This window comes from Tumebacillus lacus (assembly GCF_026410385.1).
In the GTDB taxonomy this organism is placed as follows: Bacteria; Bacillota; Bacilli; order Tumebacillales; family Tumebacillaceae; genus Tumebacillus; species Tumebacillus lacus.
In genome coordinates, this window is record NZ_JAPMLT010000003.1 from 320,251 (window position 1) to 332,882 (window position 12,632).

General features: G+C 56.9%; 12 protein-coding genes and 1 riboswitch. Of the genes, 3 read left to right on the plus strand and 9 right to left on the minus strand.

What is annotated here, in order from left to right; translation table 11 throughout:
* Window positions 1-105: 105 nt before the first annotated feature.
* Window positions 106-211, minus strand: a riboswitch (TPP riboswitch).
* A gap of 494 nt (window positions 212-705) precedes the next feature.
* Window positions 706-2,148: a coproporphyrinogen-III oxidase family protein gene (locus OS242_RS08860; protein ID WP_267151316.1), complete on the minus strand. Its 1,443-nt coding sequence runs from the start codon at window positions 2,146-2,148 to the stop codon at window positions 706-708.
* A 323-nt stretch (window positions 2,149-2,471) separates the two neighbouring features.
* Here OS242_RS08860 and OS242_RS08865 point away from each other — a divergent pair, with 323 nt between their 5' ends.
* A complete protein-coding gene (locus OS242_RS08865; RefSeq protein WP_267151317.1) occupies window positions 2,472-3,773 on the plus strand; it encodes an MFS transporter in 1,302 nt (433 codons plus the stop codon).
* A gap of 47 nt (window positions 3,774-3,820) precedes the next feature.
* Here OS242_RS08865 and uvsE read toward each other — a convergent pair whose 3' ends face one another.
* Together uvsE and OS242_RS08875 are read right to left on the minus strand one after the other, a co-directional pair.
* Entirely contained in the window at window positions 3,821-4,768 is a 948-nt protein-coding gene (uvsE, locus tag OS242_RS08870; protein WP_267151318.1) for a UV DNA damage repair endonuclease UvsE, read from the minus strand.
* 46 nt (window positions 4,769-4,814) lie between these two features.
* Window positions 4,815-5,075 carry a glutaredoxin family protein gene (locus OS242_RS08875; protein ID WP_267151319.1) on the minus strand — a complete coding sequence of 87 codons (261 nt, stop codon included), beginning with the start codon at window positions 5,073-5,075 and terminating at the stop codon, window positions 4,815-4,817.
* A gap of 81 nt (window positions 5,076-5,156) precedes the next feature.
* Here OS242_RS08875 and OS242_RS08880 point away from each other — a divergent pair, with 81 nt between their 5' ends.
* Window positions 5,157-5,453 carry a hypothetical protein gene (locus OS242_RS08880; protein WP_267151320.1) on the plus strand — a complete coding sequence of 99 codons (297 nt, stop codon included), beginning with the start codon at window positions 5,157-5,159 and terminating at the stop codon, window positions 5,451-5,453.
* Window positions 5,454-5,510: 57 nt separating this feature from the next.
* Here the strand turns inward: OS242_RS08880 and OS242_RS08885 are convergent, their stop codons facing one another.
* Window positions 5,511-6,746, minus strand: coding sequence for an MFS transporter (locus OS242_RS08885; RefSeq protein WP_267151321.1), 1,236 nt, complete (start codon window positions 6,744-6,746; stop codon window positions 5,511-5,513).
* Window positions 6,747-7,003: 257 nt separating this feature from the next.
* The gene (locus OS242_RS08890) at window positions 7,004-7,249 is read right to left on the minus strand and encodes a hypothetical protein (RefSeq protein WP_267151322.1); all 246 of its coding nucleotides are present in this window, start codon (window positions 7,247-7,249) and stop codon (window positions 7,004-7,006) included.
* Window positions 7,250-7,308: 59 nt separating this feature from the next.
* Here OS242_RS08890 and OS242_RS08895 point away from each other — a divergent pair, with 59 nt between their 5' ends.
* Complete coding sequence (locus OS242_RS08895; protein WP_267151323.1) at window positions 7,309-7,755, plus strand: YlbF family regulator; 447 nt, start codon at window positions 7,309-7,311, stop codon at window positions 7,753-7,755.
* A gap of 50 nt (window positions 7,756-7,805) precedes the next feature.
* Here the strand turns inward: OS242_RS08895 and OS242_RS08900 are convergent, their stop codons facing one another.
* From OS242_RS08900 to OS242_RS08915, 4 genes are all read right to left on the minus strand, one after another.
* The gene (locus tag OS242_RS08900; protein ID WP_267151324.1) at window positions 7,806-8,672 is read right to left on the minus strand and encodes an aldo/keto reductase; all 867 of its coding nucleotides are present in this window, start codon (window positions 8,670-8,672) and stop codon (window positions 7,806-7,808) included.
* 131 nt (window positions 8,673-8,803) lie between these two features.
* Complete coding sequence (locus tag OS242_RS08905; protein ID WP_267151325.1) at window positions 8,804-10,024, minus strand: DUF4397 domain-containing protein; 1,221 nt, start codon at window positions 10,022-10,024, stop codon at window positions 8,804-8,806.
* 84 nt (window positions 10,025-10,108) lie between these two features.
* Window positions 10,109-11,551, minus strand: coding sequence for a cardiolipin synthase (cls, locus tag OS242_RS08910; RefSeq protein ID WP_267151326.1), 1,443 nt, complete (start codon window positions 11,549-11,551; stop codon window positions 10,109-10,111).
* Between the two features lie 79 nt (window positions 11,552-11,630).
* Window positions 11,631-12,617, minus strand: a complete 987-nt coding sequence (locus OS242_RS08915) for a phosphatase PAP2 family protein (protein WP_267151327.1) — start codon at window positions 12,615-12,617, stop codon at window positions 11,631-11,633.
* Between the last annotated feature and the right edge of the window lie 15 nt (window positions 12,618-12,632).

Sequence of the window (12,632 nt, forward strand, 5' to 3'; positions counted from 1 at the left end):
CATTTCCTCCCAAGATGTCATGTATGATGCGGATAAATAAAAATCCTCTCCCGCAGAAACGCGGCAGAGGACGAGACAGATCGAGGCTGAGTGTTTCAGTACTTTTGCTCAGTCAGGTCACTTCCTCACGCCGGTATTACCCAGGATCGAGTTCGGAGGGTTAGCGTTCTTTACGCTTCTCAGCCTGCAAAAGGCACCCCTAGCGACTGCGGGTATGGAATTGTCCAGTACGAGTTACATTTTAGAGGAAAGACGAACCTTTTGTAAAGAACAAAAAAAGCCCGGCCTGCGTCCTGCGCATAACCGGACTTTTTTTGGTTGTTCGCCCGCTCATATTACCAGATGATGAGGATGTTGCGCTCCATGTCTGCTCACCTCCTTGACTTCATTTTATCTGATTATTCTTTTTATTACAACTATTGACTTTATTTCTGAAATGAATATAATAGCAAACAATACATTAATGGATAAAATAAAAAGTCCGGTCAGCGTCAGACGCGTGGACCGGACTTTTTGGGTCATCGGGTGATTACCAGATGATCGGAGCGACTTCGTTGTTCCAGATGATCGGCTCAGCCGCGTTTTTCCAGATGATCGGCTCAACGTTTTTCCAGATGATCGGTTGGTTTTCCATGTTTGTCATCCCCTGTTCTCGATTTTTTATATGGAAGCGGTCAAGCCGCAGGTCCATCAGTTAGGAAGATCTTACGCGTTTTCCAAAACGACCGTCGGCTTCTCGTCGAACGGAAGCAGCAGCTCCGTCCGATCCGGCTCTCGGCCGTCTTCGATGCGGCCCTCGATGTAGTTCGAGATGATCGTGCGGCCTTTTTCCGGCATCAGGTAGTAGATGAGGTTGACGTAGAACAGCCAGCCGGGCTGTGCCAGCAGATAGCGGTCCTCGTACTCCACCACAAACCCGCCTGCCACCACTTCGTCAAACCGCTGCTTGACCTCGGCCGGGATGCGATCCCAGTCGATGCGGTCTTTTTCCAGCGAGCCGCGGTACGGGAAGTAGATGATGCCTTTTTCCGGGCATGCCTCGATCTCGTACGCCTGCGTCGGCAGTTCACCTTCGTCCAGCGCTTTGAAATACTGGTCGAGGTTGGCCACGTTGGTCATCAGGAAGCCCTGCGCCTGAGTGTAAGCGCCGGCGCCGAATGCGATGACTTCGTCTTCTTCATGGCCGTACGCAACATCATGATACATGAACACCGGGTCCGGATGAATCGAGACGCGACCGGTGACTTCGGCCGGTTTTTTGGTGTAGGCATAGCCGTTGATCGCGACGTAGCCCCGAGCACGCATGTACTCGTCGAGGAACATCCGGTGCGAGACCTTGGTCATCATCGAGAGCTGCGGCAGCGATTGCTTGCGCATCTCGCGGTGCATCTTCATCGACGCCGCCATGTTGTTCAGCGGGTAGAAGTCGACCGTCTTGGTCCCGAGCGCCATCGCATGTTCCGCGTCTTCGATCAGTTCTTCGACCGTCTGCCCGGCCATGCCGTAGATCATGTCCACGTTGACGTAGCCGATGATCTCTTTGCCCCACTCGGCCACCTGGCGCACTTGCTCCACCGTCGACGTGATGTTGAAGATCTCGCGGTATTTCGGGTTGAAGGTTTGAATGCCGAAGGAGATCCGGTTGACCCCGATCGACTTCATCGCTTCGAGTTTCTCGCGGGTCACGCTCTTGACTTCCAACTCGAACGTGAACTCTTTGAGCTGTGAGAGATCGAAGTGGCGATGGATCGCTTCGCCGAGGCGCTTGATCTGGTCGGCGGTCATGACCGACGGCGTGCCGCCGCCGATGAAGATCACCTCGACCGGGACTTTCCCGACCGCCGGATACTGGCTCTTCAACTCGATCTCTTTCAGTAAAGCGTTTACATATCGTTCTACCGCATCAGACTCCGAATGGTTGGCGATCCGGTAGAAGGGGCAAAACGTACAGATCGTGTCACAGAACGGCACGTGGAAGTACAGAGCGCGGCGGCGGCTTCCCGGCACATTTTCCAACCGAACCAGCGCTTCGTGAGCGGATACTTTCGGGCTATCCGCTGTCAAGAATGGATAGTACCAGTTGTAAACCGGCAGCTGACGGTCGAACTTGAGCAGGGTATCGTGTTCGTTGATCTTCAAATCAAACATGTTCGTCCTCCCGTTCCAGATGCGGACCGGTGACGCCCGCAGCCGTTGTAATGTTTTATTTTTGCATGATTACTTTCAAGCGTTTCTTGTTGACTCAATAGTATCTGATAATTCTATGTATTTCAACTATTGACTTTACAGTATCTTTGATTATAATAATCAGGCATATTGGGTTAGGGTAATTAATACACAAATGCATAGGAATTTCACTTCTTTTCGAAAATGTTTTCTTCCTTCCGTTTTGCATGCCTTTTGTCCGATTGACCCTTATGAATTTTCGGAATAAAATAAACTCTTACAAGCGAATCATGGAGGTGCACTTGATGAGCAACCAGACTGCGCCGCCTGTCACCTACCGCGCTGTCTTGCAAAACCGCAACTATTTCTGGATGTGGATCGGTCAAGCGATCTCGCAGATCGGCGATGCGCTCAGCGTCGTGGCGATCCCCTTGCTGGTGTATCAGATCACCGGTTCGGCACTCGACCTGGCGATCTCCTTTATGATCACCACGTTGCCTTGGATCTTGATCGGTCCCTTTGCCGGCGTGCTCGTCGACCGGGCCGACCGGCGGACGGTGTTGATCGCAACAGATTTGATTCGTGTCCTGTTTATGTTGATCATCTTCTTCACCAGCAACATCTACCTGATCTACGTCTTGCTCTTCCTGTCGCAGTGCATGGCGACGATCTTCTCCCCGGCCCGTTCCGCCGTCATTCCGGAACTGGTGCCGCGCGAGATGTACGTCAAGACGATCGGACTCTCCTATACGACCTTCCAGATCTCGCAGATGATCGGGCCGTTTCTGGCGGCCGGTCTGGTCGCGCTGGCAGGCGGTGCCCGCACGATCATCCTGCTGGACAGCTTCACCTTCCTCGCCGCGGTGCTCGCCACGCTGATGATCCGCTTCCCGGACAGTGCTCGCCGCTCGGCCGCCCGATCTGCCGCCTCTTCCGCTGGCAGATCAAACGGCATCGTCACGATCCTGAGCCAGATGAAAGAAGGAGCGATGACGATCCTCCGCACACCGCTGCTGCGCTTTGCGACGATGATCTCGCTGTTGCGCTACTTGGCACGCACGGTGTTGCTCATGGGCGTGTTGCTCTATTTGAAAGACGGCCTTGGCATGTCGGCGACGGAGAGCGACTCGCTCTACACGCTCGTCGTCTCGGCCGCCGCTGTCGGCACGGTGCTCGGCACGTTGTTGATCGGCTGGAAAGAGCGCTCGTGGGAGCGTCGTCTCGTGATCGTCGGCGGAGTGATGCTGCAAGGGCTGTGCTACGTCGGCGTGCTGCTGCACCCGTCCGCGTGGTGGCTGATCGCTCTGTTCCTGCTCTCCGGCCTGTTCGAAGCGGGCGCGATCACCCCGGTGTCCGCGCTCTTCGCCGAAGGAACGCCAAACGAAGTGCGCGGTCGCGTCTACTCGGTGATCAACGCGATCCTCTACGCGTTCTCGCTCCTCACCTACAGTGTCGCAGGTCCCGTCGTCGAAACGGCTGGACCTGTCGCGCTGATCGCCCTGGGCGGCCTGTTCATGCTGATCGCCGCCCCGCTGATCGCTTGGAGCACCGGAGCGTATCGCCTGTTAAAACCGGACGTGCCGCAAGGGCACACGCATTCCGCGTGATGTTCCCACATCAAAAAAGCTCTCCCCGTTTCAGGGGAGAGCTTTTTTTACATCTCCAACACCGCACCGTCCACCCGCTTGATCCCTCGCACTTTCGCGAGGTCTTCCGCCAGTTTCAGGCAGGCCAGATCCTTTTGTTTCGCTTCGACCATCACGTCGACGCGGTTCATTTTCTGCTCTTTGCACCCTTTGAGAAACAAAAGCAATCGCTCCGGGTCGATAAAGTCGGCGTGCGAGCGAAACTCATGCTCGTCCTTTGGCGACGACACGTGCATTTTCAGCGGCGCGTCCCCCCACGTGTCCCGGATGCGGGGCAACAGGTCCAGCGTGGTCTCGTCGCTTTTGTTGCACCAGTCGTGGTGGATGTCCAGCATCATCGGCTGCCCGAGCCGTTCGCAGGCGGCCAGCGTCTCGGCCATCGTGTAGGCTTTGTCATCATTTTCAAACGTCAGCCGCTGCCGGACGTTTTCCGGCACGAGCGGAAAATTGTCATACAGCTTTTGCAACGCCGTCTCTTTGTCCCCGTACACGCCGCCGATGTGGATGTTGACCTTGTGCCGGTGATCGAGCTCCATCCCGTCCATCAGCGACGTGTGGTAGTCGAGGTCGCGCAGGGCCGCCTCCACCACCTTGTCCGAACCGTTGAGCAGCGTGAACTGATTGGGATGCATCGACAGCCGGATGTCGTGCCTTTTGGCAAATGCGCCGAGGTCGCGCAACTCCTTTGCATACGTCGCCTGCACGTCGATGCCCACGTCCGGGTGCGTCGCCAGCGGGATCAGCGACGAACTCATGCGGTACAATTTGATCCCGTGCGCGGCGTTGTAATAGAGAATGCGCCGGGTGGCGGCGATATTTTTGCGCCCGACCTCGATCGCCCGCGCCATCGCTTCCTCATAAGGTCGCTGCTGAAACAGCTTATACGTAAACGTCGAACTCGGCGTGTTGTTGTAGATCGCCAATGCGATCGACACGTATCCGATACGAACTTGCATAACCAGACCTCACCTCAACGTTCAGCATGCCCGGAACGCTGCATCTTCATTGCTTGTCCGCTTTTCGCTCCTCCAGATAACGCCGCAGCCAGTGCTCGGCGATCTTCGAGACAAACGCCTCTTCCCCGTCGATGTGCAGCACCGGGATCTTATCAAAATAGCGGGCGTACACGCTCTCGTCGGTCGTGATGTCAAACTCCTCCACCGTCAACGGATAAAACAGCCCCACCCGGTCGAGGATCTCCTTGGTCTTGTCGCAGAGGTGGCAGTCCTCTTTGGTAAACAGCGTCACTTGAAACGGCTTCATGCCCTCCCACTCCTTTCGTTCCTCTCCCAGTATAAACCACGGCACGCGGCAAATCCTACCGGGTAAAGGAGGCGTCTCCCCATGCTGCCGTTTTTGTTTGGCCTCAGCGCGATCCTCGCTCCGCTGATCATGTTCGCCCTGCGCAACCGCCGATACGCGTGGTGGTTCGATCTGATCGGCGCACTGGCGATGGTCACCGCCAACATCTCCGCCGCCTGGCACACGCTGAAAATCAAGCTGGCGGGCACCGAGTTCACCACGCACATCCACGAGATCTTCATGGACCCGTTCTTCCTCATCGCAGCCGGCTACCTCGGCCTCTACGCCGTCTACCGCGTGTTGCTAACCGCCGTCTACACCAAAGCGAAAAACGCCTGACAAACAAAAAATACGGGTCTGTGCCATCCCGTTTCGGGAACACAGACCCGTATTTTTTTAGGAAGCCGATTCGACAGCCGAAGACGACGAGGACGCAGGCACAGGTGTCTCCGCCGCTTTGGGCAGGCGTTTCAGACTGAGCAGGGCGATGAGACCCGCGGTGACCAGACCGCCGTAGATAAAGATCTCACGCACGGTGAATACCGTTTCCACCACACCGGCCAACGCCATCGACAGCACGGTGCCGGCCATGAAGATCGTGTCGTAAAAGCCCATCACCCGCCCCATGTACTGCGGGTCGGTCTCCGTCTGAATGATCGTCGCAGCGGCGATCATCGCAAACACCGTGCAGACGCCAAATCCGACGACGACCACCCATTCCGCATAGAACGAGTGCACCAGATAGCCGAGTGCGCTGATCAAAAGCGCGTCGACGATCATGCCGAGCCGCACAAAGAGCAGCAGATCGATCCGCTTGGCAAAGTTCATCAGAAACGCACCGAGGGCAAGTCCAATGCCGATGCCCGCCTCCAGCCAGCCGAACTGACGGTCGGTGACAGCGATGATGTCTTTGGAAAAGACGATGAACAAGACGTTGAACATGCCCGACAACGCCATCGCCGTAAACATGATCAAGATCGCGTTCATCACGCGCGGCTGACGGACCATATAGGTCGCCCCTTCACTTAATTCACGCCAAAACTGCGACTTCTCACGCTCCGTGTCCGACGGCGCGATCCACTTCGGCACGATCAGCAAAGCCAACGTGAGGGCTGAGAGGACAAACGTGGCAAAGTCGACCACGAACGCAGCGGTGTATCCCCACATCGAGACGACGAGGCCGGCGAGAATCGGGCCGACGATGCCCATCGTCTGGATCGCGGTCTGGATCTTGGCGTTGTAGCCGAGCAACTCCTCGCGCGGGAACAACTGCGGCGTGAGCGCCGACTGAGCCGTGTTGGAGATGTTGCCGATCATCGAAGAGAGGAAGGCGAACAGATACATAAGGCGAACATCCGGCATGAACGGGATCGCGAGCACCGTCAATCCGCGCAGAATCTCGCAGATCACCGCGAGTTTGCGTTTGTCGAGGCGGTCGATCCACACGCCGGCGAGCGGTCCGACGATCAGCATCGGCAGCGTGGTGGCGACCATCGCTTGACCCACGCTGAGCGCAGATTCCGTTTTCGCATAGATCATTAAGGAAAGAGCCAGAAAATGAAATGTATTTCCCAAGCGGGAAATCGAGCGACCGATCAGAGTCAACCAAAAATTGCGCTGTAATTCTGTCATTTTAGAGAACTCCCGTTTCCTTAATAATGTGTTGGGATTCCTTATAGTATGGTTGACGACAGAGTATAAGTCAACCGGAAGTTCTCGTTTACAATCGATACATCCCGCTCCCGCTCGGGGATCGCCGTTGGCGTATGCTTCCTCGTTGCCCAGTCGATTTGACTGCTCTGGCGCGTGTAAAAAACGATGCAAGTCTGCTATAATGAAAAGAAGACCGCACGCGTCGGTCTTCTTTTTTCACATCATGATTCTGCGGATCAGGCCAGATGATCCCGTTTGCGCATCAGTTTGTCGAGGCGTTTGAAGCGGATCAGTTCGCTCACCTGCGACTGGATCACCTTCATCACCGTCGCCTCGCTCATCTGCCTGACCGTCTCTTCGCCGTGATGGCGGATCGTCGCCGTCAGAATACCTGACAGCAGTTCCATAAACTCATCGGCCGTGTAGCCGGGCTGTTGCTCGGCGAGCCGATTGGCATATTCGTGCAATTGGGTCTCCAGCATGGAGACATCACCCCGATTTCTATCTACCTGTACTGTCCCGAGAGGAGGACATTTCTTATATGATGAACCTTGTGGATCAACGCGCTGCCATTCTCGGCAAAGCGCATCAGATCGTCAACCTTTTGCAAAGCTCGGAAGAGATGCACCGCTTCCGTCAAGCGTCCGACAAAATGAACCGCCATGCAGACGCGCAAGCTCTGATGTTTATCGTCAAAGCAAAGCGCAACGCGTTTTCGCAGACCTCCTTGCGCCACGGCTACGACCACCCGGCCTCGATCAAGGCGCAACAGGAGTATGAGACGGTCCTCGACCAGATCGCGTCCATCCCGCTGATCGACGAGTACCGCGAGGCGCAGGAAGACCTCAACGACATCGTCCAAGGCATCCTGCAGACGGTCGTCTCCACCGTCTCCGGCGTGCTCCCGGTCGAAAAGAGCGAAGACCCGGGCAGCGGCGCGGCAGGCGGCTGCGGCAGTTGCTCCAGCGGCGGTTGCGGCCGTCACTGATTCATGAGCGGAAAAGCCAGCGTATGGTCACATGCGCTGGCTTTTCGCATTTACTCCGCCCGCTGGTACCAGTCGTCCGCGCCCCACTGTTCCGCTTTCCACGGCAGGGTCTGCGGCGTGGCGAGGTGCATGATTTCCTTCCAGAAATCAAGCCGCTCCATCTCCGTCATCGGGGAGAAGCTTTCGGCGACGGCCAGATTTTTCTCCAGTTGGTCCATCGTCTCCATGCCGACGATGATCGTCGAGATCGGCAGCGACATCGTGTAGCGAAGCGCTTGCTCGTACCACGGACCGAGCTTGCCGAGCGCGATCACCTTCATGCCGATGACGGCCGTCTTTTTCTCCATCGCCAGCGGCAGGAACTCATGAGCGAAGGAATAGATATGATGGTCGAGCGCCGAGAGCGCGACCAACGCCGAGTCAAAGTCAAAGCGGCGCAACGCTTCCACCTGCACCTGCGGGTTGGTGTGGCCGCTGATCGAGAGCTTTTTGACGACGCCTTGCTCCTGTGCCTCTTGCAGAGCCTTCAGGGCGCCGTCGGGGGCGAAGCAGCGGTCCAATTGCTCCAGATCGACGACGTTGTGCAGCCGCCATTCGTCGACAGAGTCGGTCTGAAGTCGTTTCAGGCTCTCCTCCAGCAGCCGCCACGAGCCGTCGCGGGTGCGGTCGTGCGTTTTGGTCGCGATCTTGACCCGTTCGCGAAGGCCGCCTTGCAGGGCGAGGCCGAGGCGGTGCTCCGATTGACCGTCGGAGTAGCTCGGAGCTGTATCGAAATAGGTGATGCCGCGCTCGATCGCCGTGTGGACGATCTGAATCGCTTCTTCCTCGGTGCAGTTGTGTTCGTCGACGATGCGCTGGGCACCGAAGCTCAAGATCGGGACTTGCCAGCCGGTTCGGCCAAAGGAACGTTCGATCATGTGGACAAGACATCCTTTCCAGCCAATAGCAGTAATGTACAGCAACAGAGATTCGCTTCTTACACAGGATTCCCTTTTGCTCATGAAAAAAAATCCCGTCTCTCCTGAAATGAGAGGCGGGATTTTTTTGGTCAGGCTTCCGGCAGGAGCAGCGTCTCGACGGCCCGTTGCGGAGAGACCTGGGGAAGCACGTACAGCGTGTAGGTGATGTTTTTGTCGAAAGTGATTTGCGGGATCTTGATCAGGGTCTCTTTTTTGCCGGCTTGGCGCAGTTCCAAGTCGCGCACGCCCGGGGTCACCTGCAGGTAAGGCGAGATCTTGCGGAATCGCAAGTCGCCGATCAGGATCTTGCCGGAGGGAAGCGTCACATCCACAGACGGCGCGTTCGTGGCGAGATGGACGATCTTCAAGCGGGCAAAGCCGGGTTTGCCGCCACGACGGCTGTCTTCCACCACCACCGGCTTGACATCTTCGGGGATGCCGGAGACAGCGACCGTGTAGTGGCGGTTCGGCAGGAGTTTGACCTCCTGATCGATGACGGCGCCGGTCGTCTGTCCCGTGCGGAACAGTTGGACACGGTGCGCGCCCGGTCCAAGCGCCAGATACGGGCTGATCCCTTCATAGCCGACGTCGGTCGCCACTTTGCGACCGTCGACGACCACATCGACGTTCGGCACGCCCGGTGCTGCATGCAAAAATCGAACCTGCGCCTGCGCCGCCTTCTGAGGGCGAATGTCCGTCTCCGTCTGCCCATCGTCCGTAATACCCGCCACAGCCGTTTCTTCCGCACGCGCCGGCGGCACCAACTCGGTCGGTTGCGGCAAGCCCGTTCCCGGCTGCATCGACTGACTCATGCCCCCGCTCAGATCCACCGCCTCGTCCGCCGTCTTCGGCATCATGCCCGGCTGCATCGTCCCCGGCTGCATCGTGCCCGGCTGCATCGTGCCCGGCTGCATCGTGCCCGACGGCATCATGCCCGGTTGCATCGTACCCGGTTGCATCGTACCCGACGGCATCATGCCCGGCTGCATTGTCCCTGACGGCATCAGGCCCGGTTGCATGGTGCCCGTCATCTGCTGGAACTGATCCTGCAGTTCCGGCGGCAGGGCGATCTCCATCGTGCTCGGCAACTTGCCGTCCGCCTGCAACGCCTGTTGCAATTGCTCCAGAATGTATTGGCCCAGGCTCTGTTGATGGCGCATCAGTTCCACATCCTGCCCTTGCTCCCGGATGATCTGATAGGCCTCCTGCATAAACTCATGTTGGTTCTGCTGGCTTTCGTGAATGAGTTCGGCCAATTTCTCCATCTCACGCATCAGCAGTTCATATGCGACCTGTCGTTCGTCCTTCAAAGCCCAGTTCCTCCTTCATCCTTGAAAAAATGTCGAATCTGCCTCGACTTCCCTCTTCAAGGTATTACGGGAACTGGGCAATGGTTACAACAAAGGCGACAACAACCTCGCCCCCGACTCTTTCAACCGATCAAACAACGGCCGTTTCATATACGACTCCCGGCGCACCTCGATGCTGTCCTCCACATCCCGCCAAAAGTCCTGCTCCAACCGCTGCACAAACCCCCGGTCATACAACAGCGCACTCACCTCAAAATTCAACTGAAAACTGCGGATGTCAAAGTTCGCCGATCCCACCGACCCGACGATGTCATCCACCAGCAACACCTTGGCATGCATGATCCCTTTTTGATACTTGTACACTTTTACCCCCGCCTTGAGCAGATCGTCAAAGTACGAGCGCGATGCCCAATACGTCAGTTTGTACTCCGCGATGCCCTGCACGATCAACCGCACATCCAGCCCGCTGAGCGCCGCCGTCTTCAACGCCATGATGATATCCTCATCCGGCACAAAATACGGTGTCTCGATGTAGATTTTCCGCTCCGCCGTCGCCAGCGCCGTAAAGAACACCTGCCGGATCGACTCCCAGTCCGAGTCCGGTCCGCATGCCACTACCTGCGCCAGTTGCTCTCCGACGGGATCGTGCTCCGGGTAAAAAGGCGCGCCGTTCACTCGCCGCTCGGTGATAAAATACCAGTCGTTCAAAAAGATCTGCTGCAGATAATGCACACAGGCCCCTTCCAATTTCAAATGCGTATCCCGCCAAAACCCAAACTTCTGCGTACGCGACAGATACTCGTCGCCGATGTTCATCCCGCCGATAAACGCTGTCCGCCCATCGACCACCACCGTCTTGCGGTGATTGCGGAAATTCAAGCGTGACGTAAGAAACGGAAAGCGCACCGGGAAAAAGATCGCCAATTCCACACCGGACTGCCGCATCTTTTCCCAAAACGCCTCCGGTGTCGTCCGCGAGCCGAGCCCGTCGATCAACACCCGCACCTGCACGCCTTCCTCCGCCTTTTGAATCAGCAGGTCGCGCGTTTCTCGCCCGATCTCATCATCTTTGAAGATGTAATATTGCAGATGCACGTGATGACGAGCCCCGCGAATCGCCGAGAGCATCGCGGCAAATTTTTCATCGCCGTCGGTCAGCACCGTGACCCGGTTGTTTTGCGTGATCGGGGCCATCGCGGTGTGCAACAGCAGTTTGATCAGCCGCCGCTTTTGATCGACCACGTTGCCAAAGCGCTGCTCGCCCGCGAGGATCCCGCGTTGATGATGCACCACGCTTCGCAGTTTCTGTTCGTCGATGTACTTGTGGTGGAACAGTTTGCGTTTCCGGGCGTTGCGCCCGAAGAGCAGATAGAACACAAAACCGACCAGCGGAAAGACCGCCAGCACGACCAGCCATGCCACAGTCTTTTCCGGATTGCGGTTTTCAAGGAATATCACAGTCCCGACCAGCAACAGACCGAGGATGGTCAGCAGTACGATCACCGTCGACCAGATGATAGCGATCACTCCCTTCCGCATGTGGTTCGGATACGAGTCAGTTAGCCGTTAGTATGTGTCAAACGGGCACAAAAAAAGCGCGACTCCGTCACGCAGAGTCACGCTCTTCTTGTCTCCCCATCCGCACACGCCACCACACGCTCCACCGCTCGCCCGCATAGCAGGTAAACGCCGCCAGCGCGACACCGGCGAACACGTCGATCACATAGTGATAGCGCAGATACACCGTGGAGATCAAAATGCTGACCACCATCGGCACGTACAACCACAGCCAGCGGGGACGGTACTTGGCGATGTAATAAAACATCACGCAGGAGATCGCCGTATGCAACGACGGGAACACATCGCGCGGCACCGCCAAGTCGTTCGGCGAGACCACTCCTTGCCGCAGGTCGGAGATCGCACCGCCGGTCAACGACACCGTATAGCTGTCGGCCAGCGTATACAGCGGACCTGTCGCCGGCACCAGCGTATAGCAGAAATAACCGATATAAAACGAAAACAGCGCGGACGTCACATACGCCGCCACCGTTTGCCGCGCATGCAAAAACATCAGCAGCAACGTGATAAAGATCATCGGGAACCACGCCATATACACGAACGACATCCAGTCGGTCAACCAAGGCCTGATCATCGGCTCCATCCACAGCGACGGGTGGGTGCCGAACAACCACTGATCGACATCCAACAGCCACTGGTCTCGGTCGACCGGCGCAAACAGCGGGATGTAAAAATTCAACGCCCGGTAGATGATCAACAGCACGCAAAACGGCAATGCCACGCGGGCGATCGTCAGCGTCTTTTTCACACCCCAGCGCAGGTCGCGGTACTTCCACCAACCGACGAAAAGCAGCACGGCGAGCGCAATCAGAAACGCCTTGGGGATAAAGTCCCGGTAGATGTCCCAGATCCACTGCACCGGATACCAATGCCAGCCCTCCACGCCCTGCTTTTGGTCGACCGCATCGCCATAGGCAAAAAACACGGTCATCGCCAGGATCGAGACCACGATGCCGACCACTTCATACAATTCAAAATGAGAGAGCCCCTTGCGAAGCCCGTTCCATGCTTTCATTTGCAGGATCCCTTT

What these genes read in the sequence shown, in the direction of transcription:
- OS242_RS08860 (WP_267151316.1), bottom strand. Translation starts at nt 2,148, where the DNA reads ATGTTTGATTTGAAGATCAACGAACACGATACCCTGCTCAAGTTCGAC.
- OS242_RS08865 (WP_267151317.1), top strand. Translation starts at nt 2,472, where the DNA reads ATGAGCAACCAGACTGCGCCGCCTGTCACCTACCGCGCTGTCTTGCAA.
- uvsE (WP_267151318.1), bottom strand. Translation starts at nt 4,768, where the DNA reads ATGCAAGTTCGTATCGGATACGTGTCGATCGCATTGGCGATCTACAAC.
- OS242_RS08875 (WP_267151319.1), bottom strand. Translation starts at nt 5,075, where the DNA reads ATGAAGCCGTTTCAAGTGACGCTGTTTACCAAAGAGGACTGCCACCTC.
- OS242_RS08880 (WP_267151320.1), top strand. Translation starts at nt 5,157, where the DNA reads ATGCTGCCGTTTTTGTTTGGCCTCAGCGCGATCCTCGCTCCGCTGATC.
- OS242_RS08885 (WP_267151321.1), bottom strand. Translation starts at nt 6,746, where the DNA reads ATGACAGAATTACAGCGCAATTTTTGGTTGACTCTGATCGGTCGCTCG.
- OS242_RS08890 (WP_267151322.1), bottom strand. Translation starts at nt 7,249, where the DNA reads ATGCTGGAGACCCAATTGCACGAATATGCCAATCGGCTCGCCGAGCAA.
- OS242_RS08895 (WP_267151323.1), top strand. Translation starts at nt 7,309, where the DNA reads ATGATGAACCTTGTGGATCAACGCGCTGCCATTCTCGGCAAAGCGCAT.
- OS242_RS08900 (WP_267151324.1), bottom strand. Translation starts at nt 8,672, where the DNA reads ATGATCGAACGTTCCTTTGGCCGAACCGGCTGGCAAGTCCCGATCTTG.
- OS242_RS08915 (WP_267151327.1), bottom strand. Translation starts at nt 12,617, where the DNA reads ATGAAAGCATGGAACGGGCTTCGCAAGGGGCTCTCTCATTTTGAATTG.